We start from the raw sequence: 12,675 nt of genomic DNA on the forward strand, positions 1-12,675 counted from the left end.
CAATCCTCTTACACATAAAGACGGATATCTTCATGCGTTATGAAAGATATCCGTTTTTGTATCTATCCTACTTCTTACGCGAGCTCTTGTAGATTTGAAATAAACAAATGGACAACATCAGCCAAGCGCCACTAGCCATATATCCCCCAATTACGTCACTCGGGTAATGAACACCCAGATAGATACGGCTCCAGCCAATCCCCACGGTCATGAATACGGCGAACATTATTAATAAGACCCGTTCATGCCTCCGCCGCAGATGACGCCACAATAAAAAGGCAATAACGCCGTACAAAGAGAATGCTGCCATTGAGTGCCCGCTCGGAAAACTATAACCAATCTCTTCAACAATGCGATGTAAATTCGGACGTTCTCTGTGAAAACATAACTTCATTATTGTATTCAAGAGCTGTGAGCCTAATCCAACCCACAGGAACAAGATTAATTCAAATCGGTGTTTCAGCAAAAAATAGAGCAGTGCCATGGTAACGATAGATAGGCCAATAGCGATCTTAGAGGAACCAATCAGAGATAAACCTTTGGCGAATGAGGTCAACCCCGGTGATTCCGCTGATTGTACCCCATCAATAATATAGTTATCAAAGGTTGATACCTTATTCATACTTACAAGGACAGCTATAACGGCGAAACAAGCAGCAAACCCTAAAAAAAAGCGAAAAGCTCTAGACCAGTTCTGATAATAAAGCATAAATACCTCCATGTCTATTCAGGTGACTGTTGATCTCATTTCCAGTGAGGGACTAACCCATGTTATAATTATTGAGAGAAAAAAATTCACAGAAGATGGAGTGCTGCCAAAGTGGAGAGTTTAAAATTGCAAGAACGATTGTTGAACCAGTTCATTTCCACAAAGGTGCCTGTGACGATTTTTACGACGAATGGTGTGAAAATGCAAGGGCTCGTAACCTCGTACGATGCTTTCACAATCACTTTACAAGGTCAAGGTGATGGCAGGCAAAATGTACTATTCAAATCTGCAGTATCCACTATTGTACCTCTTAAGCCCGTTTCGCTCAAATAGTCTACTCCCTCATTCACCTCATCAACCAGATAATCACAGGCTTTTATTTTCAAAAAAAGGGAACACCGGACTTTATATCCGGTGTTCCCTTTAGCATTTCCCAAGATCACTGATTCACTCTTCAAATGGAGTAACTTTATACAGGAACATTTACGGGCTTCACACATACCGGTTTGGATACTTCAGCTGTATTTCCAGTAAATTCGAGTCGGCCACTTGCCGCTTCTATTGAAAATACAACCAGGTTATTCGCATCACGATTTGCCACGATAAGATAAGCTCCATCTGGTGTCAATGCGAAGTGACGTGGATGTCCCCCACGAGTAGATACATATTCCAGATGTGTAAGCTTAGCAGATGCATTATCCACAGCATACACAGCGATATTATCAGCCCCACGGTTTGAAGCGTACAGATATTTTCCGTCCTTGGAAATGGCGATTTCAGCGCAAGTATTCTCTTCGTTAAAATCATCAGGCAGCGTCGGCACTGTATCTACAGTATGCAGAGTGCCTGCGGCACTGTCATATGTAAACGATGTAATGGTGGAATCCACCTCGTTAATTACATAAGCAGACTTTCCGTCTGGATGAAAAGTGAAGTGGCGTGGTCCCGCTCCTGGATGCAGCGCCGTATCACCATGCACTTCTAGCTTGTTGGTTTCTCTATTGATTCTATAGGCACGAATTAAATCAAGCCCAAGATCAGATACAAACACATACTGCCCGTCCGGACTGAAAATAGCGGAATGGGGATGAGGGCGGTCCTGCCGTTCAGGATGCTGGCCATGACCTGAATGTACGGCCACATCAACTAATTGATCCGCAGCTTTCTCTTCATTTAATTTGATCAAACCAACGCTTCCACCATGATAACTACATACAACAACGTATTCATCATTCAAATCTCTATTGATATGGCAGGTGGTTGTTTGACGGTTGCCAGAAGCAGGCATGGAGGGAATGCGTTTCAGTTCACTCAATTTCCCGTCTTTTGGATCAATGGCAAAGGTAACAACCTCGCCTTCTTTTCCACCCTCACCATTCGGTTTTTCTCCTATAGCATATAGACGTTTTTCAGCGGTATCTACATTAACAAAGGTAGGATTAGTTAAGCCCTGCACCGAATCCAGCAGCTTTAGCGTACCACCTGCAGCTCCATCGAATTCAAACACCTGCACTCCGCTTTCCGCGGCACTTGCATAAGAACCTGTAAACAGCAATAACTTATTCTGCTCATTCATCTCTATATTCCTCCTCAAAAGTATTGCTACTTCACACTCATTAGATGTGATCATCTATATAATCTACAATTTTTAAACGTTAATTACAAACGATAAAGTTAGAAATGTACGAAACAATTCAAAAATGGGTCTTTCCAACGATTAACTGTTGTGATATAATGAAAGCGCTAACATTAGTCTTTTATTCCGTATAAAGGGGGAACATGAATGAGTAGCATCCTGCTGGAAGCCAGAAATGTGTACGAGGACTTCGAGGTGGAAACAGACATTCTGTTCTTTAAGGTCGGGGACCATGATTTGGTCATTTTTCACGGCAGAAACTATAACATAAAAAAGAGAATGACTGCCGAGCAATTAAATCGATTGTTGTCCAATTCAAGTTATTATCATGTGTACGGTGGCTGTTATGTCAACCTGAACAAGATCAGCTCTATCGCAGATGACTGCATTTATTTCGGTGAAATGGGCCTGTATGCTAAAAACGTACGTGTCCCAAGACGAAAACAAGAAAGCATTCGTCATCTTCTGAAAGGACTGAAGTAGACATCTTATTCCCATTAGCCGGAAGGGCATGTTACTGATGCCATTTCCGGCTTTTTGCTTTTTATTAATAGAAACTTAAAAAGATCCTGCCTTTTTTTATACTTTCTTAAGGTTTAGGATTAGGATTTCTGTTAAAGTTGTAAATAGACAAGCAACACCTATATTGAAGGGAGTCATTACTAATAATGGACAAAAAAGATCTGAATGGAAATGAGAACTTAGAAAACAACAGTACCACGGAAGAAGAATTGAACACTTCCGAGATTATCAATGAAGAGGTTGAAGTAGCGCAAGTTGCTGCTGAGGAACCTGTGAATACAACAAAAGCAGACAGTATTCCAGTAATGAACAAAGTCGGTGCGAACAACGCTACGCCACCTACACCTCCGACTGCTCCTAGAAGCAATAAAGCTTGGATGATTGCCTCTATCGTATTAGCTGCAGCACTAATCATTGTTCTGGTCGTCCAAAAAGACGACAGCAAAAAAGCTGTTGCAACAGTAAACGGAACAAAAATCACAAAAGAACAACTTTATGATAAATTGATCGAAGCAGGCGGAGAAAGCACGCTGCAATCTATGATTACAACTGAGCTTGTTTATCAAGAGGCTAAAAAAGCTAACGTAACTGTTACAGATGAAGACATCAACACTGAACTTGAAGATCTTAAAGCACAATTCGGCGGAGAAGCTGCCTTTAATGCTGCTTTGTCCCAAAGCTCAATGACTGTAGACGACTTGAAAAAGCAAATGCCGCTGCAAGTAAAGCTGCGTAAAATCCTTGAGCCACAAGTCACTGTAACGGATGATGAAATCAAAGAATACTATGACACAAATAAAGCTACTTTCAGTGAAGAAGAACAAGTTCGCGCTTCCCACATTCTCGTTGAGACTAAAGAAGAAGCAGATGCAATTCTGAAACAACTGAAAGAAGGCGCAGATTTCGCTACTCTTGCCAAGGAAAAATCCTCTGATACGGGTTCCAAGGATAATGGCGGAGATCTAGACTTCTTCAAACGTGGCGATATGGTAGCTGAATTCTCTGATGTAGCCTTTAAGCTAAAAGTTGGTGAAACCAGTGATGCTGTCAAATCCGATTATGGTTATCACATCATTAAAGTAACCGACCATAAAGATGCTAAAGATTATACACTGGAAGAAAAGAAAGATGAAATTCGTAAAACACTAGTTTCGCAAAAGGTTTCCACTCTGTCCTCCACTTGGATGTCAGAAACAACTGAAAAAGCAAAAATCACGAACACACTTACTGACGCTAAAGAAGATGCAGCTGCAACAGCTGAGCCAACTGCAAGCGCAGCAGCAGGAAATGAATCCACTAAATAATTGTGCCCGTCAAAAAGCAGGACAAGCGTTAATAAACGCTGTCCTGCTTTTTTTATTTCTATGTTCAGGCCTTTGATTAAGCCTTAATGACCTTTTTTACGGATTTGTTTATCGTGGTTCTCCCCCCACTCTTTCGCCTGCGCTGTGGCAATTGAAATCGCCCGCCCCTCCTCATAACCATCTTCGAGGAGCGCATTCGCAATATCGATTGCCTTATTGCGAACAGGTGCTGTGAAGTTCTTCAATGATTCTGGATAATCCTCTTTGTTCCATGGCATACCAAAAACCTCCTTAACCAGTCTATATACATACTTAGCCTGGTTAAGGAGGTTTCAAACGCTTATTTCACTTATTTAAAGACTTTAACACGATCTTCAATCGGTTGGAATTGTTTCTCACCAGCAGGAGTAACTGTTTTACCAAATGGCAATTGAGCAATCAATTTCCATTCTTGCGGGATGCCCCATGCTTCTTTTACTTCATCATCAATCAGTGGATTATAGTGCTGCAAGGATGCACCTACACCTGCTTCAGAAAGTGCTGTCCATACTACAAATTGCAGAATACCAGAGGATTGGTTAGCCCAAATTGGGAAGTTCTCAGCATATAGAGCGAAGTTCTCTTGCAGGCTCTTCACTACCGTTTGATCTTCGAAGAATAGTACGGAACCGTAACCTGCTTTGAAAGACGCTAATTTTTGCGCTGTTCCTTCAAATTGTTCGGCAGGAACGATTTTACGCAATGTTTCTGTAGTGATATCCCATAGTTTATCGTGTTGTTCTCCAAGAAGAACAACGGCTCTTGAGCTTTGGGAGTTGAAAGAAGTTGGGCTATGTAGCACCGCTTGTTCAACGATTTCTACAATTTGTGCATCCGAAATCGTAGATTCTTTACTAAGGGCATATATGGAACGTCTTCCTTTTACTGCTTCAAAGAAATTGTTAGACATAAAATAACTACCTCCATTAATTTTAGTAACTTACTTTTGTATATCTTAGCACCTTTTTTCTGAAAACACAACAGTTATTCACAACTTATTTTGTCGGATATATTCGTTGCCAACTCTTATTGTCGCATTTATGGGCTTAATTATGCACCTGATCTATTAATCATTAATCACTTCAGGCGGGCTAGAAACTGCCCTCTTCCTTTTCCGATATACACCACGAGCTAAAATGCGCTACAATAGTGCAGCAAATGTATAGAAGGAAGGTTATAATCATGAAATTCCCAAGCGAGAAAGCCCTTGTTCGGCATAGAAAATCAGCCTTAATCTCATTATTGCTGCTCCTTTCAATGAGCTTGGCTCTAACTAGCTGTAAAGACACAAATTCGTCTAATTTAACCTCAACAGCACAAGATCCGAATGATCTTCACCCCCTCACTTTCTGGGTGGCAACGGACACTCACTTCTTAGATAAGAAGCTACAGGATGGCGGTACAGCTTTTCAAAAATATGTAACTGGCGGTGATGGAAAAATGCTGCCTTACAGTGATGAAATCCTTGAAACCTTGGTTTATGACGCTGAGCAGCAGAAGCCTGATTTTCTCATCCTGAGTGGAGATTTAACAAATAACGGAGAACGCAGCAGCCATCAGGAGCTAACCCAAAAATTAAAGCGAATCGAAGCACAAGGAACCTCTGTATATGTCATTCCAGGCAACCACGATTTATTTAATCCTTGGGCCAGATCCTTCAGCGGGGATAAGCAGCTTGTTACGGATTCCATTACAGACAAAGACTTTACCAAGATGTATGAGGATTTCGGTTACAAAGAAGCTGTATCACGTGATAAAGAATCACTAAGTTACATCGTTAAGGCATCGCCAAATTTATGGCTCCTTATGATTGACAGCAGCCAATATCATAACAATCAGAAATACGGTTTCCCCCAAACGGACGGACGCCTGACCGCCTCTACCCTATCATGGATAGATAATTCTGTTAAACTGGCTGCCAAGGAGCATGCTTCTGTTCTCACGGTTATGCACCACAATCTACTAAGCCACACCTCTATGTCTGTTTCAGGCTTTAAACTGAATAACAGTCAGGAAACAATAAAGGTACTTCGTGAAAATGAACTTAATTTAGTCTTGTCAGGCCATATCCATATGCAGGACATCCGGGTAGACCCGGTAACTTCTTCGGAAGAAACACCAATTTATGATATCGCAACAAGTGCAATGGCTGTCTATCCACATCAATACGGAGCGATGACCTTCGATCCCCTGAGCAGAACCGTCAATTATGAAGCAACGCCCTTAAATGTAGAGGGATGGGCTAAAGCTAATGGCAATACAGATCAGAATCTTTTAAACTTCAAGACCTATGCTGAGGATACTTTTGCTACAAACTCTTATAACAAAGCTATGGATGGTTTAAAGGAGAGTTCCTTTACGCAGTCTGAAAAGGCATCGATGGCAGAGGTAATGGCCAAGCTAAATGTAAGATATTTCGCGGGGACAGCCGGCAGCTCCTCAGAAGATATTAAAGCGATGCCAGGCTACAAGCTTTGGGAAGGCCTACAAGAAGGCTTCTTAGGTGGATACATCCAAAGTATGACAGAGGACAAAGAACTTAGTAATATAGCTTTAGAGGTGGTATTAACGAAGCAATAACTGGATTATGCATTTCATATAAAAAACCCAGCCTCCACCCGCATTTATGCGTCAGATGGAAGCTGGGTTTATTGTGTTAATTAATCGTTAAGATACAACTATTTCCGTACAATAGTAATCCAACCATCTTCATCTACCGACACAGTAGCATGAAGCGCTTCAGCAAGCAGACGCAAGGATACATATGCATCGCCATACTCGTCAACAAATACAGGTTGGGCAAGCTTTACAGCCGTGCCGTTAATCAAGGCTTCGGAAGAACCGATTTTGAATACCAGTTTATCTCCGTACACACCATCAGTAACGTTAATTGCACGATTGGCCGTATCCCATTCTACAGTAGCATCTAAATCTTCTGCCAAATAACGCAGTGGGATATAAGTAGTGTTCTTGTCTACAATCGGGTAATAATATTCGTCATCAGGTTCGATAACAATGGTTCTCTTCGTAATGCCCAGATCATCCTTCAATATACGATATACATCAGAATCTGGGGCAAAGTTTCTCAAAGTCTCTCCAGGTGTAAGTCCGGAAGAAATATCAAGTGCACCTTCAGTGCTGATTGGATCAGCGGTTACAGCACCGCCAATGTTCCAAATCTGACTGGAAGCTTTAAGCGAGAGGCTCTTCAATGGGAAATCCTCGGTACCCGGAAGCGCCACTTTCAGATCAACATTCTGTTTACGCACATGCAGAGCACTATCAACGAATATATCAACAGATAACTTCGTATCCTTACTCAACACGGTCTTCATCTCAGGAGTTGATTTGTAAAGACTGTCCACTTGATTGTCATATACTAGCAGCAATGCATCAACAGCCAATTTGGCAGCATCATGCAATACAGTTACGACAGCTTCTTTATCATCCAGTGGAATATCTCCGAATCCCAGATTGAAAATATCGCCAGAACCGTCTTCATCCATAGCTTTGATCACAGGGTACAGATAGTCGTAAAGACCACCCACCAATTCAGTAAAACCTTCTGTGTCTTTGGAAACAGACTTCAGGAAGCCTTTTAACAATGCAGGAAGCTCATCACCAGTCACTTCTGCATGCAGCTTCGTCATGTTCAACTGCTCACCATACACAGCATCACTAACCGGTGTAATGTTGATTACGCCAGGATTTGGAAGATTCTTAACAACGAATTTCGTCAACAGCTTACTGACATCTTCAGCTTTTGCCGTATCCAAGCCTACTTCACCTAAGATTTCATCGTATCCTTGTACAGGGAAGTAGAACGGTTGTTTTGCTCCTTCAACTGTAAAAGCAAGTGTTTGTTTGTCCATAAACAAGGTGAATGGAATATTCAATTGTTTATAACCAACAGTTCCTTGGGCCGATAAACTCCCATTATCTTGTAACTTAGCTTTACTAATATTCAAGGAAAAAGAATTAATAAGATCAACCATTTCCTTATCTTCCGCGCTAATTCCCTCTATGGGCTCAGCATTCATGGAAAAAGTCATACTGGATTCTGATGATTTAACATCAACATCCCCAATCAACGCCTTATTAACATCGAACCCCCCTACCGACTGACAGCCGGCAAGAACTAGCATCAGTGCGACAAAAGGCAAAAACCACTTCAATTTCGCTTTAACTCTACTCATAGCATGTCTCCTTCATCTTATTTTGTGAAATCAATCCATTATCTCAGCTAAGGTAAGTTTTGTAAATCAAAGTTCCTTTTATTGTAAAATGTTTAGATATTCAACAAACTTCGCCATTCGATCTGAGCCCAATCCTTGTAAATTACAGCCTTAACTATCGCCAACATCAGTAAATGTGCAGGATAAAATGACCACCACATCCAGCGCGGAACCCGGTGCCGCTCCAAGCGATCCCAAATTAAAGGCGTAAAAGCAATCAGCAAGGTAGGTAAAATACTGAGCATCTGTACAACCCAATAATTATAAAACATATAGAAAAGATTCAGTGCCAGATGGGCTCCAACAAGCCAGTACGATTTCGTATAACGAAAAATCAATACTAAGAGCAAACCGTACGCATTATAATCTATAGGGTAATAATCCATTAACACTATAGCAGCAATTACCACAGGTATACCAAGCCATAGTGAAGGCAGCTTGTCCAAAATTACCAGTACGATTGCTGACAGCAATAACGTAAACACCACGTTCCAGCCACCAGAATTTAGCGCTAGATTATAGGGAATCTGGGCAATAATCGCAATCAAGAGCAACCGAAATAAATATTTAGGTCTGGATGAAGTATGGATATGTCCCTGCACAAGCCCATAACAATAAATCGGAAAAGCTATTCTCCCTACATATCTCCAAGCAAGATTCTCCGGGAAAAAGATATAGCCAATATGGTCGATTAGCATCGTCAGCATGGCAATAATCTGCATTACAATCCCCCTTAAGCATGTTGAAATATAAATTCGCCAAGTCCATCCTCATTTCCTTTACCAATAAGCAAATGAAGACCGCGGAGAAACGATCATCCGATTTCTGTGCACCTCCCCCCTTGACTTTATCGAATACTATTGAGTAATATTAACTAGCAACAGAATATGGCAATGATCAAAGACATGATTTCCTACACGAACTGTCCAGAGAGAGAAGTCCAGGCTGCAAGCTTCTCCAGTTACCGGTTGTGAAGTTACCCCTTTGTAGCCGTGGCGCTGAATCCGTAGAACTTTGTTTTTTCGGTAGTATGCGGCACCGATTTATCCCCGATATCGGATACCAATGAGGTCCTGTCTATATGACAGGTCGAATTAGGGTGGAACCACGAGCTGAACGCACTCGTCCCTTTCTGGGAGAGATGCGTTTTTTTGCGTTCACAACTAACAATATTTGAGAAACGGAGGCTAAAATCATGAAGATCAAGGTAACACTGCAAGATGGAACAATTAGAGAGGTACTGCAAGGAACAACGATTAAAGAAGCAGCAGGTGCCATAAGTACCAGTCTGAAAAAAAATGCTGTTGCTGGAAAAATTGATGGAAAATCTGTTGATCTAAACCAAGCGATCGAACATGATTGCCGGCTCGATATTGTTACGTTGGATAGCAAAGACGGTCTTGAGGTTTATAGACACAGTACTGCACATATCATGGCGCAGGCCATAAAACGTATATATGGAGATAAAGCTGTCCAGCTAGGCATAGGTCCTGTTATCGAAGACGGCTTCTACTATGACATTGATATTGAGAAACCTCTATCCACTGATGATCTTGCTGCAATCGAACAAGAAATGGCGAAAATCATCCAAGAGAATCACCAGATTGTCCGCCGTGTGGTGAGCCGCGCAGAGACCATTAAACTTTTTGAAGAGCTGAATGAGCCTTTAAAGCTGGAGCTTATTCATGATCTGCCGGAAGACACAGTATTAACTATTTATGATCAAGGTGAATTCTCCGATCTTTGCCGTGGGCCACATCTTCCCTCTACTGGCTTGGTCAAAGCCTTTAAGCTGTTGAATGTAGCGGGTGCCTACTGGCGTGGAGATTCCAATAACAAAATGCTGCAACGTATTTATGGAACTGCCTTTCCTAAAAAAGCGCAGTTAGAGGAACATTTACTGTTTCTTGAAGAAGCTAAAAAACGTGACCACCGTAAGCTCGGCAAAGAACTTGAGTTGTTCATGTTCTCAGAAGAAGCGCCAGGCATGCCCTTCTATCTTCCCAAGGGAATGACAATCCGTACAGAGCTTGAGAACTTTGCCCGGGAATTACAAAGACAGAGAGATTACGATGAAGTTCGTACACCGCTGATGATGAACAATCGGCTTTGGGAGCAGTCAGGACACTGGGATCACTACAAGGACAATATGTATTTCACAGATGTAGATGAAACAAAATTTGCCCTTAAGCCGATGAACTGCCCTGGGCATATGCTAATTTTCAAAAATAATCTGCATTCCTACCGGGAACTGCCTATCCGTATCTCGGAATTCGGTCAAGTGCATCGCCATGAATATTCCGGAGCACTGAACGGGATGATGAGAGTCCGCACTTTCTGCCAGGATGATGCTCACCTCTTCGTTTTGCCAGAGCAAATTGAGGATGAAATAAGACGGGTAATCTCACTGATTGACCATATTTATCAAGTGTTCGGCTTTGAGTATAAGATTGAATTATCAACTCGGCCGGCAGATTATATGGGATCTGAAGAATTATGGGATCAGGCTGAACAATCTTTACAAAATGTATTAGACAATCTCGGGATCGAATATCGTGTGAATGAAGGGGATGGCGCGTTCTATGGACCTAAGATTGATTTCCATATCTTAGATGCGCTAAAACGAAGCTGGCAATGTGGAACAATACAACTAGATTGGCAAATGCCAGAGAAATTCGATCTTACTTACATCGGGGAAGATAATCTTAAACATCGCCCGGTCGTAATCCATCGCGCTGTTTATGGGTCGATCGATCGTTTTATGGGGATTATTACTGAACATTTCGCTGGGGCTTTCCCACTGTGGCTCGCACCTGTTCATGCGAAGTTATTGCCAGTCTCTGAGAACTATGTTGACTATGCACTGCAAGTGAAGCATCACATGGAGAAGGCTGGCATTCGTGTCGAAGTAGATATCCGAAATGAGAAGTTAGGCTACAAAATTCGTGAAGCTCAGCTTGAAAAAGCACCTTACATGCTTGTACTTGGAGAGAACGAAAAAAATTCCGACACTGTCTCTGTAAGAAAACGTGGTGAAGGTGATCTTGGTTCGAAGAGTATCCAAGACATCATTGAACAGATTAATGAAGAGATTATTAGTAAGAGATAAATTTAAGGGGCTGTCTAATCGTAGAAAAACTACGTTTGAGACAGCCCCTTCTTTATAACCTATTCATATTCACATGAACTCTATTTTACGTACAGGCGGCTGCTCTCTTCCCAATATTCACCTGGTTTCAGGCTGAACAAGCCGATTTCATCAGCAGGAAGATCTACCATTGGCGCATTCACCAAGTTAATTTGTGGCTCAGGGCAGAAGAACTGTTCTGTAGCACCATTATTCCAGATCATCCATTGTTTGTACGAAGTCCCTACATCGTACACCAAGGTTACTCCAGCTTTGCTATCGGTAAGCTCCATCCGGTTGCGTCCGTTCTGAGGTACAGCCGTGTAGTGATTGTCCATCGATGCAAAATATGGATTCACACCTTCTTCACGAAGCTGAACTTCTCCTGGCTCCAACGCCTGGAATTTGCCTGTTGGCAGCATGCGGTCGTTGAGCTCCCAGCGCTCGCCAATAGTAGCTTTTACGCGGTAATCTTGTGCACTGCTTCCTGGTGCGAAAGGTGCGTTAATGGCAGTGTGGAATGCCAGCAAGCAAGGCATCACATCTTCTCCATCATTGTGTACCAGCACCTGTTGAGATAATCCTCCTTCGCCGAGGGTATAACGCAATTTGATCGTATACTTATGTGGCAAATACTGATAAGAAGGATGATTCTCATCCACCTTGATGAATACGGTTACGAAGCTTTCAGTCTTACCGCTGCCAAATTCTTCGACTTCCCAAGCTGCAGTATGTAAAAATCCGTGTAAATGGTTGCCCGTTGCAACTTCATTTACTGGGAATTGATAAGTTTGACCATTCCATGGAAATTTACCATCCTCATAACGATTTGGAGGAAATAATACAGGAATTCCGTGAATCCCCGGACTTGCCTTAAAGGCTTCCATCTCTTCAGCTCCAGGCTCATGCAGGAAGCGATATCCGTTTTCGGTATCACGGAAACAGATCAGGTTGCCGCCAATGCCTGGCAGAATAGCTGCCTCATAACGACCGGCTTTCAACCAGATAGCTGCTTCTCCTTCATATTGTCCTTCATACGCTGTGATTGACATAATATATTGTTCTCCCTTCCAGTGTCTGATAATTGTCTCCACTTGATAGAT

General features: G+C 42.1%; 12 protein-coding genes. 5 read left to right on the top strand and 7 right to left on the bottom strand.

Translation table 11 applies throughout. The features are described from left to right. Positions 1-67: 67 nt before the first annotated feature. Positions 68-709 (bottom strand): phosphatase PAP2 family protein, encoded by a 642-nt coding sequence (locus MHI15_RS24480; RefSeq protein WP_076125909.1) that lies wholly within the window; start codon positions 707-709, stop codon positions 68-70. Between the two features lie 111 nt (positions 710-820). Here MHI15_RS24480 and hfq point away from each other — a divergent pair, with 111 nt between their 5' ends. Next, positions 821-1,042: an RNA chaperone Hfq gene (gene hfq / locus MHI15_RS24485; protein WP_036686247.1), complete on the top strand. Its 222-nt coding sequence runs from the start codon at positions 821-823 to the stop codon at positions 1,040-1,042. Between the two features lie 136 nt (positions 1,043-1,178). On the opposite strand, the gene MHI15_RS24490 is transcribed toward hfq, so the two are convergent. Next, positions 1,179-2,285, bottom strand: a complete 1,107-nt coding sequence (locus MHI15_RS24490; RefSeq protein WP_076217722.1) for a lactonase family protein — start codon at positions 2,283-2,285, stop codon at positions 1,179-1,181. A gap of 207 nt (positions 2,286-2,492) precedes the next feature. On the opposite strand from MHI15_RS24490, the gene MHI15_RS24495 reads away from it, so the two are divergent. Next, complete coding sequence (locus MHI15_RS24495; protein WP_036686243.1) at positions 2,493-2,828, top strand: LytTR family transcriptional regulator DNA-binding domain-containing protein; 336 nt, start codon at positions 2,493-2,495, stop codon at positions 2,826-2,828. A 185-nt stretch (positions 2,829-3,013) separates the two neighbouring features. Continuing rightward, on the top strand, positions 3,014-4,171 hold the full coding sequence (locus MHI15_RS24500) for a peptidylprolyl isomerase (RefSeq protein ID WP_341164980.1): 1,158 nt from the start codon (positions 3,014-3,016) through the stop codon (positions 4,169-4,171). 83 nt (positions 4,172-4,254) lie between these two features. On the opposite strand, the gene MHI15_RS24505 is transcribed toward MHI15_RS24500, so the two are convergent. Together MHI15_RS24505 and MHI15_RS24510 are read right to left on the bottom strand one after the other, a co-directional pair. After that, complete coding sequence (locus MHI15_RS24505) at positions 4,255-4,449, bottom strand: hypothetical protein (protein ID WP_036686240.1); 195 nt, start codon at positions 4,447-4,449, stop codon at positions 4,255-4,257. A 71-nt stretch (positions 4,450-4,520) separates the two neighbouring features. Next, entirely contained in the window at positions 4,521-5,120 is a 600-nt protein-coding gene (locus MHI15_RS24510) for a nitroreductase family protein (RefSeq protein ID WP_076125903.1), read from the bottom strand. Positions 5,121-5,392: 272 nt separating this feature from the next. Between MHI15_RS24510 and MHI15_RS24515 the strand changes: the two genes are divergently transcribed. Next, complete coding sequence (locus MHI15_RS24515) at positions 5,393-6,790, top strand: metallophosphoesterase (RefSeq protein ID WP_076217720.1); 1,398 nt, start codon at positions 5,393-5,395, stop codon at positions 6,788-6,790. Positions 6,791-6,888: 98 nt separating this feature from the next. Here the strand turns inward: MHI15_RS24515 and MHI15_RS24520 are convergent, their stop codons facing one another. Continuing rightward, on the bottom strand, positions 6,889-8,406 hold the full coding sequence (locus MHI15_RS24520) for a copper amine oxidase N-terminal domain-containing protein (protein WP_076125900.1): 1,518 nt from the start codon (positions 8,404-8,406) through the stop codon (positions 6,889-6,891). 92 nt (positions 8,407-8,498) lie between these two features. Continuing rightward, complete coding sequence (locus MHI15_RS24525; protein WP_076125898.1) at positions 8,499-9,167, bottom strand: TraX family protein; 669 nt, start codon at positions 9,165-9,167, stop codon at positions 8,499-8,501. Between the two features lie 473 nt (positions 9,168-9,640). On the opposite strand from MHI15_RS24525, the gene thrS reads away from it, so the two are divergent. Next, positions 9,641-11,554, top strand: a complete 1,914-nt coding sequence (thrS, locus tag MHI15_RS24530; protein ID WP_341164981.1) for a threonine--tRNA ligase — start codon at positions 9,641-9,643, stop codon at positions 11,552-11,554. 80 nt (positions 11,555-11,634) lie between these two features. Here thrS and MHI15_RS24535 read toward each other — a convergent pair whose 3' ends face one another. Continuing rightward, entirely contained in the window at positions 11,635-12,624 is a 990-nt protein-coding gene (locus MHI15_RS24535) for an aldose 1-epimerase (protein WP_076183424.1), read from the bottom strand. Positions 12,625-12,675 lie beyond the last annotated feature (51 nt).

The organism is Paenibacillus sp. FSL H7-0918 (assembly GCF_038007025.1).
GTDB lineage: Bacteria > Bacillota > Bacilli > Paenibacillales > Paenibacillaceae > Paenibacillus_AQ > Paenibacillus_AQ odorifer.

Excerpts from the sequence above, each read along its gene's own strand:
- MHI15_RS24520 (WP_076125900.1), bottom strand. The coding sequence starts at position 8,406 with ATGAGTAGAGTTAAAGCGAAATTGAAGTGGTTTTTGCCTTTTGTCGCA.
- MHI15_RS24480 (WP_076125909.1), bottom strand. The coding sequence starts at position 709 with ATGCTTTATTATCAGAACTGGTCTAGAGCTTTTCGCTTTTTTTTAGGG.
- MHI15_RS24500 (WP_341164980.1), top strand. The coding sequence starts at position 3,014 with ATGGACAAAAAAGATCTGAATGGAAATGAGAACTTAGAAAACAACAGT.
- MHI15_RS24495 (WP_036686243.1), top strand. The coding sequence starts at position 2,493 with ATGAGTAGCATCCTGCTGGAAGCCAGAAATGTGTACGAGGACTTCGAG.
- MHI15_RS24490 (WP_076217722.1), bottom strand. The coding sequence starts at position 2,285 with ATGAATGAGCAGAATAAGTTATTGCTGTTTACAGGTTCTTATGCAAGT.
- MHI15_RS24525 (WP_076125898.1), bottom strand. The coding sequence starts at position 9,167 with ATGCAGATTATTGCCATGCTGACGATGCTAATCGACCATATTGGCTAT.
- MHI15_RS24510 (WP_076125903.1), bottom strand. The coding sequence starts at position 5,120 with ATGTCTAACAATTTCTTTGAAGCAGTAAAAGGAAGACGTTCCATATAT.
- thrS (WP_341164981.1), top strand. The coding sequence starts at position 9,641 with ATGAAGATCAAGGTAACACTGCAAGATGGAACAATTAGAGAGGTACTG.
- MHI15_RS24515 (WP_076217720.1), top strand. The coding sequence starts at position 5,393 with ATGAAATTCCCAAGCGAGAAAGCCCTTGTTCGGCATAGAAAATCAGCC.
- MHI15_RS24505 (WP_036686240.1), bottom strand. The coding sequence starts at position 4,449 with ATGCCATGGAACAAAGAGGATTATCCAGAATCATTGAAGAACTTCACA.
- MHI15_RS24535 (WP_076183424.1), bottom strand. The coding sequence starts at position 12,624 with ATGTCAATCACAGCGTATGAAGGACAATATGAAGGAGAAGCAGCTATC.